At 34.3% G+C, this 15,760-nt stretch carries 14 protein-coding genes; 9 read left to right on the forward strand and 5 right to left on the reverse strand.

Features of this window, described 5'->3' with window-relative positions; all coding sequences use genetic code 11:
* Positions 1 to 2,000, reverse strand: a 2,000-nt coding sequence (locus tag AB8B65_RS11090) for a S9 family peptidase (RefSeq protein WP_405301063.1), incomplete at its 3' end; no start/stop codon positions are given.
* 68 nt (positions 2,001 to 2,068) lie between these two features.
* On the opposite strand from AB8B65_RS11090, the gene AB8B65_RS11095 reads away from it, so the two are divergent.
* The 3 genes from AB8B65_RS11095 to AB8B65_RS11105 all read left to right on the forward strand — a co-directional run bounded on the left by AB8B65_RS11095 (position 2,069) and on the right by AB8B65_RS11105 (position 3,201).
* On the forward strand, positions 2,069 to 2,392 hold the full coding sequence (locus AB8B65_RS11095; protein ID WP_405301064.1) for a YbaB/EbfC family nucleoid-associated protein: 324 nt from the start codon (positions 2,069 to 2,071) through the stop codon (positions 2,390 to 2,392).
* A gap of 177 nt (positions 2,393 to 2,569) precedes the next feature.
* On the forward strand, positions 2,570 to 2,812 hold the full coding sequence (locus tag AB8B65_RS11100) for a class I lanthipeptide (protein WP_405301065.1): 243 nt from the start codon (positions 2,570 to 2,572) through the stop codon (positions 2,810 to 2,812).
* Between the two features lie 185 nt (positions 2,813 to 2,997).
* On the forward strand, positions 2,998 to 3,201 hold the full coding sequence (locus AB8B65_RS11105) for a hypothetical protein (RefSeq protein WP_405301067.1): 204 nt from the start codon (positions 2,998 to 3,000) through the stop codon (positions 3,199 to 3,201).
* Between the two features lie 401 nt (positions 3,202 to 3,602).
* Here AB8B65_RS11105 and AB8B65_RS11110 read toward each other — a convergent pair whose 3' ends face one another.
* Positions 3,603 to 5,288, reverse strand: a complete 1,686-nt coding sequence (locus AB8B65_RS11110; RefSeq protein WP_405301069.1) for an OmpA family protein — start codon at positions 5,286 to 5,288, stop codon at positions 3,603 to 3,605.
* Positions 5,289 to 5,536: 248 nt separating this feature from the next.
* Here AB8B65_RS11110 and AB8B65_RS11115 point away from each other — a divergent pair, with 248 nt between their 5' ends.
* A complete protein-coding gene (locus AB8B65_RS11115; RefSeq protein ID WP_405301070.1) occupies positions 5,537 to 5,866 on the forward strand; it encodes a YegP family protein in 330 nt (109 codons plus the stop codon).
* 80 nt (positions 5,867 to 5,946) lie between these two features.
* Here the strand turns inward: AB8B65_RS11115 and AB8B65_RS11120 are convergent, their stop codons facing one another.
* The 3 genes from AB8B65_RS11120 to AB8B65_RS11130 all read right to left on the reverse strand — a co-directional run bounded on the left by AB8B65_RS11120 (position 5,947) and on the right by AB8B65_RS11130 (position 10,348).
* Positions 5,947 to 6,330: a hypothetical protein gene (locus AB8B65_RS11120; RefSeq protein ID WP_405301072.1), complete on the reverse strand. Its 384-nt coding sequence runs from the start codon at positions 6,328 to 6,330 to the stop codon at positions 5,947 to 5,949.
* 196 nt (positions 6,331 to 6,526) lie between these two features.
* The gene (locus AB8B65_RS11125; RefSeq protein ID WP_405301074.1) at positions 6,527 to 7,549 is read right to left on the reverse strand and encodes a threonine aldolase family protein; all 1,023 of its coding nucleotides are present in this window, start codon (positions 7,547 to 7,549) and stop codon (positions 6,527 to 6,529) included.
* A 372-nt stretch (positions 7,550 to 7,921) separates the two neighbouring features.
* Complete coding sequence (locus AB8B65_RS11130) at positions 7,922 to 10,348, reverse strand: zinc-dependent metalloprotease (protein WP_405301075.1); 2,427 nt, start codon at positions 10,346 to 10,348, stop codon at positions 7,922 to 7,924.
* A 139-nt stretch (positions 10,349 to 10,487) separates the two neighbouring features.
* Here AB8B65_RS11130 and prfB point away from each other — a divergent pair.
* The 5 genes from prfB to AB8B65_RS11155 form a co-directional block, all read left to right on the forward strand.
* A protein-coding gene (prfB, locus tag AB8B65_RS11135; RefSeq protein ID WP_405301076.1) for a peptide chain release factor 2 occupies positions 10,488 to 11,592 on the forward strand; the annotation gives its coding sequence in 2 pieces (ribosomal slippage) (positions 10,488 to 10,550 and positions 10,552 to 11,592; 1,104 coding nt in all).
* Positions 11,593 to 11,604: 12 nt separating this feature from the next.
* Positions 11,605 to 12,231: a hypothetical protein gene (locus tag AB8B65_RS11140; protein ID WP_405301077.1), complete on the forward strand. Its 627-nt coding sequence runs from the start codon at positions 11,605 to 11,607 to the stop codon at positions 12,229 to 12,231.
* 9 nt (positions 12,232 to 12,240) lie between these two features.
* Entirely contained in the window at positions 12,241 to 12,582 is a 342-nt protein-coding gene (gene arsC, locus AB8B65_RS11145) for an arsenate reductase (glutaredoxin) (RefSeq protein ID WP_405301078.1), read from the forward strand.
* A gap of 130 nt (positions 12,583 to 12,712) precedes the next feature.
* Positions 12,713 to 15,151 (forward strand): TonB-dependent receptor domain-containing protein, encoded by a 2,439-nt coding sequence (locus AB8B65_RS11150; protein ID WP_405301079.1) that lies wholly within the window; start codon positions 12,713 to 12,715, stop codon positions 15,149 to 15,151.
* 199 nt (positions 15,152 to 15,350) lie between these two features.
* Positions 15,351 to 15,760 (forward strand): aspartyl beta-hydroxylase (locus AB8B65_RS11155; protein ID WP_405301080.1); only part of this gene is annotated, 410 nt, incomplete at its 3' end.

The following is a 15,760-nucleotide window of genomic DNA, read 5'->3' on the forward strand; positions in this document are numbered from 1 at the left end:
GTTTTCATTTCTCTAAGCTTTGCAACCCATTTTGCAGGTTCCCAATATTGTACTTGCGAATCGTGCAAACCAGTTGTCACTAACATGTTTGTATATGCTTTTGCTTCTACATTGTCATACGGTGAGTACGATTTCATGTAATCGTAATATTCTTTTTCATTCGGATTTCCCCATTCATCATATTCTCCCGTAGTTAATGGAATGCTATCATCTAACATGGTTGTAATTACATCTACAAAAGGAACAGAAGCAATGATTCCGTTGTATAACTCAGGATTCATGTTTGAGATTGCTCCCATTAATAATCCTCCTGCACTTCCGCCAGAAGCGTATAAATGTGCTGGAGACGTGTATTTGTTTTCAATTAGAAACTTAGAACAATCAATAAAATCTGTAAACGTATTTTTCTTATTCATCAGTTTTCCATCGTCATACCAGTTTCTACCTAAGTATTCACCACCACGCACATGTGAAAGTACAAAAATAAATCCTCTGTCTAATAGACTTAATCGTACGGAAGAAAAATAAGGATCTATCGTGTTTCCGTACGAACCATACGCATATTGAAATACAGGGTTTGTACCATCTTTTTTGATGCCTTTACGATATACAACCGACATCGGGATTTTAGTACCATCAGCAGAAGTTGCCCATAAACGCTCGGATGTGTAATTATTTTTATCGAATTTTCCTCCCAATACTTCTTGTTCTTTTTTAACTTCTTTGGTTTTATCAACCATGTTAAAATCGATTACAGAAGTTGGTGTTGTCATTGAATTGTATCCGTAACGCAAAATATCTGTATCAAAATCTACATTTGTACTCGTATTTACGGTGTAGGTTTCATTGTCAAACGGTAAGTAATAGTCTTCTTTTCCATCCCAACGAATAATTCTAATTTTATTTAAACCATTATCACGTTCGCTCAATACTAAAAAGTCTTTAAAGATGTCAATATCTTCCAACAAAACACTTGGGCGATGCGGAATGATATCTTCCCAATGCTCCATTCCTGTTTTGTTTTCTGGGGTTTTAGAGAGTTTAAAGTTGATAGAAGCATCTTTGTTACTCATTACATAAAAATGATCTTTGTAATGCGAAATACCATATTCTAAACCGCGAACACGTTCTTGGAAGACTCTGAATTCTCCATCTGGATTGTCTGCCTCTAAAATTCTGTATTCCATTGTCAAGGTACTATATGAACCAATGACTAAGTATTTTTTAGATTTTGTTTTGTATACAAATGTTACAAATGTTTCATCTTTTTCATGGAATACGACCACATCATTTGCAACTGCATCTCCTAGTTTGTGTTTGTAAATTTTCTCCGAACGCAAGGTTTGTTCGTCCTTGTTAGCATAAAACAATGTTTTGTTGTCTGCCGCCCAAGTAGAACTTCCTGTTGTATTTTCTATAGATTCTTTATAAATTTCTCCTGTTTCCAGATTTTTGATATGAATTGTGTATTGACGTCTACTCAACGTATCTACACCAAAAGCAGCCAATTTGTTATCGGGACTAATATTAATTCCTGTCAAATTATAGTACGAATACTCTTTTGCCATTTCGTTGACATCGAACAGAATTTCTTCTGGCGCATCTAACGTTCCTTTTTTACGTGTATGAATTGGATAATCTTTGCCTTCTTCGTATTTTTTTATGTACCAATATCCATTTAATTTATAAGGAACGGAAGAATCGTCTTCTTTAATTCTGCCTTTAAGTTCTTGAAATAAATCTTTTTGAAAACCTTTTGTATGCGCTGTCATTTCATCATTATACGTGTTCTCTGCTTCTAAATATGCAATGACTTCAGGGTTTTCTCTATCGTTCAACCAATAATAATTATCAATTCGTACATCGCCATGTTTTTCAAGCTTCATAGGTTTTTTAGCGATAGTAGGTATAAGTATTTCTTTTTTCATGTTTGAAGTATTCTTTTTACAGGAATTTATAAGTGTGAAACTAATCAATAAAATGATTATATTTTTTTTCATTTGAAAAGTATATTAAAAGCTTACAATTTAATAATTTTGTCAATAGTAACCTTTAATTATATATACAAATGTTTGGAGACTTAATGGGAATGATGGGTAAACTGAAAGAAACCCAGAAAAAAGTAGCAGAAACAAAGCAGCGTTTGCATTCTGTTTTAATTGACGAAAAAAGTTCGGATGGTTTACTAAGTGTAACCGTAACTGCAAATCGAGAGATTAAATCAATTCAAATTTCTGATGAATTATTAGACGATAAAGAACAGTTGGAAGATTATCTTATTTTAATGATAAACAAAGCTATTAAACGCGCTGGTGAAGTACATGAAACAGAAGTAGCTGCCGTAGCAAAAGATGGCATGCCTAATATTCCTGGCATGGATATGTTTTCCTAGCGAATGAAAGAAAAATATTTAATATTCAAGAGAAGGGTTACTATAAAAAGTAGCTCTTTTTTTACTTTCAGCAATTGAAAACTCTATTTCAGCAATTAGCTTGAAGCTACTTGTATAAATGATTTTAAGTTTGACCTGTCGACATTAAAACAAACATTAACATTAAAATTATTTATTATGAAAAAAAATAAGTTTTCAAGCAAATTAGCATTAAACAAAAACGTAATTTCAAACTTAGAGAGTAGAAATTTAGTTGGTGGAGGGCCGACTTGGGAAGCTACTTGCGGAGAAGGTTGTATTTCTAAAAATGCAAGATATCGTCCATGTCCTGCTCCAATAAAGACTGAAATGTGTGCAGTTTCTGAAGGTTGCGAACCTCCTACAATGGAAAATTGTCCTACTTTATATGTTACCTGTTAATTAGTAAGACACATTATTAAAGTTAATAAAAGTATCAGGATGATTGAAAAAACGTTTTTCAATCATCCTGTTTTTTTGTTTTAGAAAGTGAGATACGCTTTTCGGAAAGTGATTCGAATCTATTTTTATAAATGCCTTAAATTTATTCTGTCGACAAAAAAATATTAACATTAAAATCATTTATTATGAAAAAAAGAAGCATTAAAAATCTTGCTTTAAACAAGCAATTAATTTCAAATTTTGAATATAGTATTACTGGAGGACTTGACTCTGATTCAAAAACAGGTGGATGCAACACAATTACACTTATTCTAGCATGTCCAACACTAGGTGATGAATGTCCAGTAGAAAAACCTGCTGATCCAGAACGCTCTCCTAGTGGAAACTAAATAGCACCTACACTACAAATTAACATAAAGAAAGGCAGTCAATTGGCTGCTTTTCTTTACAAACTATACTATATATTAATATAATTATTATGAAAAAAAGAACTCTTAAAAACTTCACGTTAAACAAACAATCAATTTCTAACCTAGAGACGCTTCATGGAGGAGCTTCACAGAGCGGCTTGGAATGTGTTGTACTGCGTTCTAGGATAAATTCTAAATGTCCTCAAATTCATTCGAATTGTGAACCTTGTCCACCGCAAACTGTTTTCCCTACGGTTAATGTAACACTTTGCACAATTACTAGTACAGTCTTGTAATTTATATACTCGTGCTGTAAAGAAACAAAAAAAGGGAAGCCAATTGGCTTCCCTTTTTATATGCTATATAATTAATTTAAAGTCTTAGTTCTTGTCTTGACTTATAACTCTAAACTGAGTTCTTCTATTTCGTAAGTGCTCTCTTTCTGTACAAGAAACACCATCTTTACATCTGTTTACTAATTTTCTTTCTCCGTATCCGTTAGAAACAATTTTACTTGAGTTGATACCTTTAGAAATTAAGTAATTTGTAACAGCTTGTGCTCTTCTTTGAGATAACGCTTCGTTACTAGAAGCAGTACCTCTTGAATCTGTGTGAGACGCGATCTCTACAGAAACACCTGTTTGCAATACTGGTAATAATTTAGTATCAATTTCACGCTTAGCAGCCGCAGTTAATGTTGCACTTCCTAAGTTCCAGTTGATGTTTAAGTCGTTGTATACTAATAATTCACAATCAACTTCTTTCCAAGTAGTTAAACCACCTTTTTTAGTTAATACTTCCTTAGTAACAGTTTTGTACACTGCAGGAATGTCTGTTGTTACAACACGAGAATCCTCAACTAATTTCGTAATTTTTAAAGTAGTTTCTTTTTGCGCTACAGGAATTGATCTTGTAGATGGCGGAGAAGTCATAACTGTTTTCTTGAAATTTTTGCTTATTGAAGGAATATCTTCAACACGTGTACTTTCACTAGTAACAACTCTTGTTTTAACTGTTTCATTCACAGCAGGGATTTCAATTCTTTCAGTAGTTGGTGGTGTTACCATTACTCTACGTTTCATTGTTTTTACCTCAGCAGGCACATCAATAACACGTGAAGTTGGCGGAGTTACCATTACTGTTTTCTTGATTGTTTTTGTTACTTCAGGAATTGGAATGATGCTTGTGCTTGGAGGTTTTACCATAATAGTTCTAGTAAAAGTTCCTTCTCCACATGGTTTTCCACCGTTGTTGTTAGGATCACAGTCAGGAGTTCTTACTGAAGAAGCATCTGAAGCTAAACGTTGTACAGGTACAATTTCGTTTTGAGCTGGAATTGCTTTGTAACACCAGTATCTACAATCGTCTGGGTTTGAAGAATTACAGTCAGCTGGAGGAATTTCACTCATTTGCCATTCAGCAGCAGCTGGCTTCACTTCAATAGTTTCAAAATCTTTTGTAAAAGATGCTCTTTGTGTGCTAATTGAAGATCCGTACTCTCTCTTTTTGTAAGTAATAGTTTCAGTTCCCCATTCAGCTGGAATAATCTCCATACGCTGAGAAGCTTCTTTAACCATAATTACAACTTCTCTAGTTTCGTACACAGCTGGAACAATTACTACTTTTTGATACGCTGGTCTTGTAACCACATCAAAAGTTCTTGTTTCATACACTGCAGGAACTAGTTTTAATCTGTAACTTGCTTCTTTCACAACTACAGTTTCTGTACCTCTTGTCGTTTCTGATGGGACTTTTACTAAACGTTGAGATGGATCTTTAGTTACAACTTCAAAAGTCTCAGTTCCATACTCAGCTGGAACTATTGCTAACTTTTCTCCTGCAACTTTAGAAACCACAGTTTCTTTGTCGCTAGTATACCTTGCTGGGACAACTTTTAATTTTTTGTAAGCTGGTGATACCATAATTTGCACATCCTGGTTCTCATACACATCAGGAGTTACACAACGAACGTAACATTTTCCTGGTTCTGGATTTGTCGGTAAATCTTGCCCGAAAGCAAAAGAACCAAAGGCTAAGGCTAGTCCGAAAAATAGTTTTTTTCTCATGTCTTAAATGATTATTTATTTATTTATTGTTATTAATGATTAACAATGTACGAAATTATCCTTTTACAAAACAAAATCACTATTATAATCTTATGCAAGCATACTAATTGGTTAAACTACTTTTTTTATCGTTAAAAAGCATTTTTTAGGGAAAAACCCTGTATAAAATTTCAAATTGCACTTTTCTGCATTTCTTTTACCATATATTTTTGATATATTTACTCAACTAACTAAATCTCTTATTAACTATGTTTGAATTATTCCAAAGTGAAAGCAATCAAAAATTCTACTTTAATTTAAAAGCAAAGAATGGACAAATAATTATGTCTAGTCAAGGATATGCGGATAAAAGCGGTGCGAAAAACGGTATTGAATCTTGTAAAAAGAATTCAACTGACGATAGTAAATTTGAACGAAAAACAGCAAAAAACGGTAAGTTTCATTTTAGTTTAAAAGCTGGAAACGGTCAAATTATTGGCTCAAGTCAAATGTATGCTAGTGAAGCTGGAATGGAGAATGGAATTGAATCTGTAAAGAAAAATGCGGGAAGCGCTGAAACAAAAGACGCAACCGAATAAAAATATATTTTTTTAAATAGAAAAGCAGCTCCAAAGAGCTGCTTTTTTTATGTCGATTTTTAATGTAAATGCGGAATACACTATTCTATACGAACCATTTTCCCAACATCTTCCAAATCTCTAAATACCGTTTTATATTCTGTAATTGAATCGTTTACTGTAATAAGTTCAACTGTAAATTTTTCTCCAATCTCTGCAGCAGCAGCGTTTGGACTGTTAGTTCCAACATACGTTAATTCATAATTACATTCGGTAAGCCAAGTAATATCAAATTCATAATAATACTTACCATTTTCCATATATGCAAATTGTTTTTTATCGTCTCTTACAACATAAATATAATCAACATCATATTTTACGTATTTCCATTTGCCGCTAAAATACTTTCTACATTCTTTTTGTGTGGTGAATGACATCGAAGCAACTACGAAAATAAACAACAAAACTCCTATTATTTTTTTCATATTGATATATTAAATAACACCCGTTGTGCATTTTGATAAAATTCGTCAATTCGAGTGAATTTTACGATTGAAAATGAGTGAAATTTGTATCGAGAATAGAATGTGTTGCACTAAACAGTTCTCGATACGATTTTTCGTGCCTCAAAATCACTCGAAATGACGCTTCGTTATACTTTTGAATTTAAAATGCAACGGGTTAAATAACTTTCTGAATCACTTTTAAAAATTCTTGATGCATGTCAGCGGTATAATCCAAATGTGTTACAATTCGAAGTTTTCCACTTCCCATTCCAATCAAGTCAATTCCTAACTTTTCTAGCTTGTCTAAAAATCCTTGTTCATCAATATCATCTTGTAAATAGAAAATAATAATATTGGTGTCAATTGGTTCTACTTTTTTTATGATTGCTAAACTTTCAAGCGTCTTCCCTATTTCTTTCGCTTTCGCGTGATCTTCCGCCAAACGTTCCAAATGATTGTCTAATGCGAACGTTCCAGCAGCAGCCAAATAACCTGCTTGACGCATTCCGCCACCTAAAATTTTACGGATTCGCAATGCTTTATGAATGGTTTCTTCATCCGCAACCAATACAGAACCTACAGGGCAACCCAATCCTTTTGACAAACATACCGAAATGGTATCAAAAAGTTTCCCATACTGTGCTGGTGTTTCTCCTTTTTCTACCAACGCATTCCATAAACGTGCACCATCTAAGTGAAAACCTAAATCATGTTCGCGCGCTACGGCATGAATTTTTTCAATCTCACTAAAATCCCAACAAGCGCCACCACCGCGATTGGCAGTATTTTCTAACGCAATTAATGAACTTAACGGACTGTGATAAAAATCTGGTGGATTTATCGCTGCTTTGGCTTGCTCGGCAGTAAACATTCCGCGATGTCCATCAATTAATTTGCAAGAAGCGCCGCTGTTAAAACTTACGCCGCCGCCTTCATAATTATATATATGTGCATCTTTATCGCAAATTACTTGATCGCCTGGATTTGTATGTAATTTAATTGCTGTCTGATTTGCCATTGTTCCACTCGGAAAAAATAACGCGGCTTCTTTGCCAAACATTTCAGCAACTTTTTGCTCCAAATGATTGATAGATGCATCTTTCTTAAAAACATCATCTCCTACTTTTGCTTCAAACATTGCTTTAAGCATTTCGGGAGTCGGTTTGGTGACCGTATCGCTTATTAAATTGATTCGCATTTTTTTTTTAGTATTGAGGTTTTGTTTGTTGTTTGTTATTCGTTATTCGTTGTTCGTTTATTCGTTATTCGTTTATTCGTTATTCGTTATTCGTTTATTCGTTTATTCGTTTATTCGTTATTCGTTATTCGTTATTCGAAAATACTTTTCAATTTAAAATTCAACATTCTACATTCTACATTTAACATTTCTACCGTATTCTCATTAGATTTGTTAGGTATCTTCGATAATGCCCGAATTGATAATTCAGTTTTTATTACACGTCACTTCGAGTGATTTTAAAAGAAAATCATATCGAGAAGTACTTCATAATTCAGTATTCAGTATTCAATATTCAATATTCAGTATTCAATATTCAATATTCAAAAATCATTAATTCATATAATGACAACTATCTGTTCCAATTGGTGAACCATCTGGAATTTTTGGAGACGCTTTTTTCGTAAACTTTTCAGGATATTTTTTAAACTGATCTAACATTTCCAAATAATAAAATTGATATGCTTTTTCTGATTCTTTATATTTTCTTGTGCTAATTTTTTGAGAAATCATGTGCAATATATACTGACTTTGTGCTTTTACCGCTGGCGAAGCATTAGGATGTTTTGCCAAGTTCATTAACTGTTTCAACACATTCATATTAATAGCATGACCAAGTTCTCGCTCATGTGCATCCGAATAACTTTTGTAAAGTGTTTTATCTAAAATCATTGTGGTCATTTCCATAAAGCTCAACTGTTTTTTATTCAGACTTTTTTGCTGAATTAAACGCTGCGCACGTTGTGGATGAAACAAAAATGACAACGTCATATCACTTGCCGTTGCTGCCGGACTTACCGCATCGAAAGCAACACCTGTTTTCCCTTTAAACGATTCTCTTGATCGCCAATAGGTATATGCTCTTGGAGGAAACAAATCAAGTATTTTTGTTGGAATTTTCAAGGTTTTCGCATCCAAGGTTTTTAAGATTACTTTGAGTGCTTCGCGCTGTTCTTTTGGCGAAATAACTTCAGTAATTAACTGTCCGTCATTTTTTGTAGCGTAATTATAATTCAACCCACCAATCAATTTGGAAGTTGCTTCAGTTTGATACCTGTGGAAAAAATACAAAGGCACAAATACATCTTCTAAAACGGTATACGGTTCGTGACTACGAATGTTATCTTTTGAAAAATTCTTGATCGCTAACGAACGTACATTTAATACATTGTCCAATTCGTCGGAAGCACTTTTTCCATTATCCCATAAATGTGCGTTTGCATGTGCGCCACCAGCTGGTCGTGCGTCAGAATCCGATATAAAACGATGTCCTACTTTGTATGCATTGTCCAAAATAGCTTGTAAACCTTCTTTTTCCGCTTTCGCTGAATTGAACTCAGCATATGAATATGCCACAGTGACTTTGTCCCATGAGCCAATTCCTGTTGCGTACGCATCTGATAAATCAATTTTTCCGTTTGTAATTTTTATGGCTGGATGCGGATAATCCATCACCGAACTTCTGTTATTGGTACTTGCTGCAAAATTATGCGCAAAACCGATCGTATGACCAACTTCGTGTGCAGATAATTGACGAATTCGCGCCAACGCCATTTGTAACATTGGTTGGTAATTTTTATCGTTTTCGCCAAAAGGCTTATTTAATAAAGCTTGTGCTATTAAGAAATCTTGACGAATTCGCAGACTTCCTAAACTTACATGTCCTTTTATAATTTCTCCCGTTCGCGGATCAACTACGCTTGCACCATAACTCCAACCACGTGTAGACCGATGTACCCACTGAATTACATTATAACGTACATCCATCGGGTCAACATCTTTTGGTAACATTTTTACTTGAAATGCATTTGTATATCCAATTGATTCGTAGGCTTCATTCCACCAACGCGCACCATCTAACAAGGCAGAACGTACAGGCTCAGGAGTTCCAGGATCTAAATAATATACAATTGCTTCTTTTGCTTCACTTTTGGCTGCATTTGGGTTTTTCTTTTCCAAACGATGACGTGTTACAAAACGTTTCATCATGGGTTCTTGAATTGGCGTTGCATAATCGTAATACGAAATATTAATGGCGCCACTTCGCGGATCAAAAACTCTTGGTTTGTAATTAGCATCTGGCAATTCCACAAATGAATGATGTTGAATTACAGAAACCAACGACGCATTTGGTGTTACACTTTTTATGTTTCTTCCTTTTGGTTTTCCTTGAAAAGTGAGCAATGCTTCAAATTCTACGTTTTTTGGAAATGCTTTTGTACGATCTAATGACAACGCGCTTCTCGTTTTATCAATTTTATAAACACCTTGTTTTTTTGTTGCTAATTTTTCTATGACACCATGTGCATCTTGCAGTAAAAAAGGTGTCAACTCAATTGTATATTTTTTATTGTTTTCAGAAATAATCGGGAAACCGAACAAAACAGATTTAGCAAATGCCTGTTCTACACTTTTTCGTTCTAAATCGTTGCTCGTATTCGCTCTGTAGCGTAAATTGGGTTGTACCAACATCAGTTTATTTCCCATTTTTTGGAATTGCACTACAACTCCATCTCCGATTTGTCCTCGGTCTAAACCGATATCGTTAGAACCAACTCCGCTTGCTAGTGAATACACATATAAGAAATCTTCATCGAGTTTTTCTACTTCCAAAAAAATTTTATCCGTTTTCTCTTCGTAAGAAAAATTAAAAAGTCCTGTAAATTGTTCTCGCGGATAGATTTTTGTTTTCTTTTCTTCTTGCGAAAAGCTAAATGAAGCGCATAAGAAAATGAAAATCAGCAGTGTATGTTTTTTCATTCGAATCGTATTTTGATGGCAAAAAAACCATAATCTTCATCACAAAAAATAGCTTTATTAATGATTCTTTGGGTTTTTCTAATTTAGGCTATGAATATACGCAAAACATCTTATTTTTGTAGGAATTAAAAGAACAAACATGATAACTACAGATCAAATAAAAGATCTTATCAATCGCCTTGGTGCGTTAAGGAGGTATCTTTGACATAGATGCCAAACTGATAGAAATTGCAAACGAAGAAGAGAAAACGTATGCTCCTGACTTTTGGGATAATCCGAAAGAAGCTGAAATCATAATGAAACAACTCCGTGGAGAAAAAAAATGGGTTGGCGATTATAATGAAATTGGCGATTTAATTGGAGATTTAGAAGTGTTGTATGAATTCTACAAAGAAGGTGATGCTACACTTGAAGATGTAGAAGCACAATTTGAAAAAACAACTATAAAAATTGAAGATTTAGAGTTCCGAAATATGTTGTCTGACGAAGGTGACAGTATGAGCGCTGTGCTACAAGTTACAGCAGGCGCAGGTGGAACAGAAAGTTGCGATTGGGCAAATATGCTCATGCGCATGTATTTGATGTTTGCTGAAAAACAAGGCTACAAAATTAAAGAACTCAATTACCAAGAAGGTGATGTTGCAGGAATTAAAACTGTTACTTTAGAAATTGAAGGCGATTATGCTTTTGGTTGGCTAAAAGGTGAAAATGGTGTGCATCGTTTGGTGCGTATTTCTCCCTTTGATAGCAATGCTAAACGGCATACTTCATTCGCGTCTGTATATGTGTATCCTTTAGTTGATGATTCGATTGAAATTGACATTAATCCTGCCGATATTGAAATTGTAACCTCGCGTTCTAGTGGCGCAGGTGGACAAAATGTAAATAAGGTAGAAACCAAAGTACAGCTAAAACACAAACCTTCTGGAATTCAGATTTCTTGTTCTGAAACACGATCACAACAAGATAACCGAACGCGCGCTATGCAAATGCTGAAATCGCAATTGTATGAAATAGAGCTTAAAAAGCAGATGGAAGCGCGAAACGATATTGAAGCTGGAAAGATGAAAATAGAATGGGGATCGCAAATTCGAAATTATGTAATGCATCCGTACAAATTAGTTAAAGATGTTCGTACAGCACACGAAACAGGAAATGTAGATGCTGTAATGAATGGTCAAATTGACGAATTTTTGAAAGCTTATCTCATGACGATGGGACAAAAAAAAGAGGATCATTTATAGTAAGCAACAAGAATGATAATATACGGAACCGGTTCAAAAAAAATAGGAATACAAAAAATACAAGGCGCAAAGTGCCAAAATTGTGGTGCTACAGAAATGTATGCACAAGGCGTTTCACGCTATATCTATCTTTTTTGGATTCCTATGTTTCCATACAAAAAGAAATTCATTACTATTTGTAATCATTGCAAACAAGTCTTAGAAAAAAAAGAAATGCCACAACAGCTAACGGATAAGTTAGCTTTGGAAAAACATCATTTCAAAACACCATTCTATTTATTTTCTGGTTCATTACTGCTTGTATTATTTGTATTATGGGGATTTTACCAATCTGGTGAACACAATAAAAAATTGATGGAAAATGTGAAAAATCTACAAGCAAATGACATTATTGCTTTTAAAGTAGCTCGCAAAGAATATTCTTTTGCCGAAATTGATGAACGACGCAACGATACGTTGTTTATCCATTATGGAAATTACACTCATAACGGTTATAGACCTAGCGAATCTAAAATGGCAGATTTAGTCGTAAGTGAAACCGATTTTTTCGACACGGAAATCTATTATTTTACACAAAAACAGATTGATTCTTTACACGCCAAAGGAGAAATCGCAGAAATTTACAACCTAAAAAAATAATAATCAATCATGATAAAAATATACCACAACCCAAGATGCGGAAAATCCAGAGAAGGATTGGAAATTTTGAAAGAATCTGGAAAAGAATTTACAATTATAAAGTATTTAGAAAATAGACTTTCGTTAGCAGAGTTGACACGAATCATAGAACTTCTGGATATAGAACCAATTGATTTGGTACGACAAAAGGAAGCTTTTTGGAAAGAAAATTACAAAGATAAACGAATTTCTAAAGCGCATATTATGAAGTTAATGCTTTCCAATCCAAAACTGATGGAACGCCCAATTGTTGTCAACAATAATAAAGCCGTCATAGGACGTCCGCCTGAAAATATTTTAAGCATTTTATAATTTAAAAACCCAGCCTAATTGCTGGGTTTTTCTTTTAACAGAACTTTAACCATTAACGATTAAACCTTGCCCTTTCTTTGTAGTCTAACCGACATCAAAAAGCTATACATACAAGAAACTAATCACTAAAATGAAAAAGTTACTCCTCTTCCTATGTTTTTTAGGAACAATAAATACCGTATTTGGGCAAAATAATAAGCAAGAAAAAAAAGTCACGATTACAGGTACGGTCTATGAAAAATCGACCAATCTACCACTTGAATATGCTACTATTATTTTTCAAGATAGCGCTAAAAAAAGATCGGTTACAGGCGGAATTACAAATTCAAAAGGAACGTTCTCTATTGAAGTTATTGCAGGTGTTTATGATATTACGGTAGAGTTTATTTCGTTCAAATCAGAAGTTGTAAAAGGAAAATCGTTAACAAAAAATATGTCTATCGGAAAGTTTTTCCTCGCAGAAGATACACAAGCGCTAAAAGCTGTTGAAGTTATTGCCGAGCGAACGACCGTAGAAATTAAGCTTGATAAAAAAATATATAATGTCGGAAAAGATTTAACGGTTCGTGGTGGAACCGTAAGTGATGTGTTGGATAATGTACCTTCTGTTTCGGTTGATGTAGAAGGAAATGTTTCCTTACGTGGAAATGAAAATGTTCGAATTTTAATCAATGGAAAACCTTCTGGTTTGGTTGGTTTGAATTCTACAGATGCTTTACGTCAACTTCCAGCGGAAGCGATAGAAAAAGTAGAAATAATTACCTCGCCATCTGCACGTTACGATGCCGAAGGAACTGCCGGAATTTTAAATATTATTCTACGTAGAAGCAAATTACAAGGTGTCAATGGCGCTATTACAACCAATATTTCGTATCCAAAAGGATATGGCGTTTCTGGAAATATTAATTATCGTACTGGCGACTTTAACTTTTTTACAACTTCTGGTTACAATTATCGTGAAGTTCCTGGGAATTCAAACACATTTACTGAATATTTTAATGGCGATGAACCCAATACATTTTTAGATGAAGATCGTGAGTTTGATCGTATCCGAAAAGGATTCAATTCTAATTTTGGTGTTGAATGGTATATTAATGACAAAACTTCGTTGACAACTTCAATCGTATATAGAAATAGTGATAACGAAAGTGAAACTTCCAATATTTTAACTCAGTTTGATGATGCTTTTAATGTCACAAATGTAAGTACTCGTTTTGATCCTGAAACGGAAGATGACAAAACGATTCAATATGCAATCAATTTTGACAAAAACTTTGAAGAAAGTGGTCATAAATTAACAGCCGATTTTCAATATGAAAGCAGTTCGGAAGTAGAAAACTCATTTATTTTAGTGAATGGTGATTTGGCAGAACAAGTAGTTACTGATGAAGATCAAGATCGTATTTTGCTACAAACCGATTATACAGTTCCACTGAGTGAAACGGCGCAATTTGAGTTTGGATATCGCGGAAATTTTTTAGATTTAAACACAGATTATCTAGTTGCCTTTTTAGAGAATGATGAATTTGTTGCAGATACAAATTTGAGCAACGAGTTGAATTATCGTGAATATGTAAATGCATTTTACACGCAATACGGGAACAAAATTAGCTCTAAATTTTCTTTCCTTTTAGGGTTGCGAATGGAAGACACACGCATTACCGTGAATCAAATAACAAGTGGCGATTTGGAGCGAAAAAATTACCTCAGCTTCTTCCCTACGGTGAATTTAGGCTATGAAATTTCAGAAGATCAAAGCATTACTTTAGGGTATAACAGACGAATTCGTAGACCGCGATCGCGATTTATCAATCCGTTTCCTTCGCGTTCAAGTATTACGAATGTTTTTCAGGGAAATCCGGATATTGATCCAAGTTTTTCTAACGGAATTGACTTAGGCTATTTGAATCGATTTGGAAAGCTTACGCTGAATACGTCTGTGTATTTTCAACGCTCAACTGATGTTTTTAATTTTATTAGTGAAGACACAGGCCAAACGACTATTTTGAATGGTGAAGAAGTGCCAATTATCCGTAGAACACCTATTAACTTGGCTAGAAACGATCGTTATGGATTTGAATTTACACTTACGTATAATCCATCACGCAAGTGGCGACTCAATGGAAATTTCAACCTATTTCAATCATACAATCGTGGAGAATTTAACGGTGTTAACTTTGATGCAGACAACTTAAGTTGGTTTGTTCGTATCAACAATAAAGTAACATTGCCTGGAAATGTGGATTGGCAAACACGTTTATTTTATCGTGGTCCAAACGAAGATGCACAAAACATTCGTAAAGGACTTTTCTCAGCTAATTTAGCATTCAGCAAAGATTTACTTGACGATAAAGCTTCCATAGCTTTCAACGTGAGTGATGTGTTTAATTCACGAAAAAGACAATCGGAATCATTTACTGAAACGTTTAGAAGCGAAGGTGAATTTCAATGGCGCGAACGTTCATTCAATTTATCATTTACCTATCGCTTCAATCAGAAAAAGAAAACAGAACGTAACGGAAGAGGTCAAGACAGCAATGATGAAGGCGGATTTAGTGCGGCGCCGTAATTTCATTTAAACTAAATAATAAATAAATACTGTCTAAAAACCAAACTTGTTTCAAAATAACGCTTTTTATAACTTTCAGATAGTTTCTTTTTTTAAGATTTCACTTACGTGGATTTTACTATTTTGAAGGAACTTTTAGGTTTTGCATCTAGAGTTTTCTACTTTTTTAGTACTTTAGAAATCTATAAAACATTTTACCATGGCACACGCAGCTCCTAAAACAGATAGTACCGATAGAGTTAAATTACCTTTCACTTTTGATTCCGAAAAAATGTTGACTGAATTTGAAGCGTTAAAGTTGAATCAGTTTGAATATTATAATGTAATTCCACTTCGTGCGCCAGCGCATACGGTAGATACTTCTTTACCGTTTCCACCACCAGCAGATGATTATGCAGATGGTTCTTGGTGCGATTGGTTGGATACAAATTATTTAGAAGCATCTCCATATTTAAACAGTGTTGTTGATACATTTAAAGCCAACACTAAAGTTACGTTGGTTCGGTTATTACGTTTGGCGCCAAATTCGGTAGTACAGCAACATACCGATCCGACCTTAGGTTTGGAAATTCACAGTTCAGTAATTCGCTTGACCATTCCGATTTTAAA

Source organism: Kordia sp., from assembly GCF_045105435.1.
Lineage (GTDB): Bacteria > Bacteroidota > Bacteroidia > Flavobacteriales > Flavobacteriaceae > Kordia.